The organism is endosymbiont of Lamellibrachia barhami (assembly GCF_011947365.2).
GTDB lineage: Bacteria > Pseudomonadota > Gammaproteobacteria > Chromatiales > Chromatiaceae > QGON01.
In genome coordinates this window covers 1,586,824-1,588,111 of sequence record NZ_JAAVSH020000001.1, presented here as the reverse complement: position 1 = coordinate 1,588,111, position 1,288 = coordinate 1,586,824, and the positions used below count along the sequence as shown (strand labels likewise).

At 47.0% G+C, this 1,288-nt stretch carries 1 protein-coding gene; it reads right to left on the bottom strand.

Going from position 1 to position 1,288, the window contains the following annotated elements; all coding sequences use genetic code 11:
• On the bottom strand, positions 1–995 hold a 995-nt coding region (rfbB, locus tag G9Q73_RS07115; protein ID WP_177421316.1), incomplete at its 3' end, for a dTDP-glucose 4,6-dehydratase.
• Positions 996–1,288 lie beyond the last annotated feature (293 nt).

The window sequence follows — 1,288 nt, the reverse complement described above, 5'->3', positions numbered from 1 at the left end:
TACCATTTAACGGTTTTCAGCATACCGCTCTCAAAGGTCTCTTCAGGGACCCAGTCAAGTTCTCTCTTAATCTTACTGGAATCGATAGCATAACGCTGATCGTGGCCTGGCCGATCTTCAACATAGGTAATGAGATCAGCGTAGACTCCTACTCCATCCGGGTGGTTGGGAACCAGTTTATCAAGATGAGCACAGAGCGTGTGAACCACTTCAAGGTTGGCTTTTTCATTATGGCCGCCGATGTTATAGATCTCGCCCACTTTCCCTTGAGAAAGTACCCGGTAGAGTGCTTTGGCATGATCATCGACATAGAGCCAATCTCTGATCTGATCACCTTTGCCATAGATGGGAAGAGGCTTACCGTCCAGTGCATTGAGGATGATTAAGGGTATAAGCTTCTCAGGAAACTGGTAGGGACCGTAGTTATTGGAACAGTTGGTAATCACCACCGGCAGGCCATAGGTCTCATGCCAGGCACGCACCAGGTGATCAGATGAGGCCTTGCTGGCTGAATAGGGTGAATTGGGTTCGTAGCGGGACGCTTCGGTAAACAGACCGGTTTTTCCCAAGCTTCCATAGACTTCGTCGGTGGATACATGATGGAAACGGAAGCTCTCTTGCTGCTTTTCATTCAGGTCTGACCAGTAGTTACGAGCCACCTCAAGGAGGATACAGGTGCCAACCACATTGGTCTGGATGAATTCTGAGGGTCCGTCAATAGAGCGATCCACATGGGATTCCGCAGCAAGGTGCATGATGGCCGATGGCTGGTAGCGCAGAAAAATATCGCGCATGACCTCTGCATCGCAGATATCCGCCAACTCAAAATGATACCGAGGATCATCGGCTACCGACATGAGCGAATCGAGATTTCCCGCATAGGTCAGCTTGTCGACATTGACAACCGTGTGCCCGGTCTCTTCTATCAGATAACGGATAACTGCCGATCCGATAAAACCTGCACCGCCTGTGATCAATAGTGTGTCTTTATCCATCCTTAGTCCTGATGTTCTCGGATTGTGGTGATTGTCATTATTAAGCATAGCGAGAAACAAAAACAATCTTAACCAATTGATTGCAATGCAGTTTAATATCTTTCCACAGGATTATGGTGACAATAATCCAGTTAACCAGAAACGCCTCAATCAATACTACGTTGCATCAAGGAAAAGCCCTACCCTATAGAAATTTATCCAGTTGATCGGCAGGTATGGAATGACTGTAGCAGAAACCTTCGGCTTATTTTCTGTCCGTGTCAGTGGTCCTGAAATCATTTTTCATAGTGATA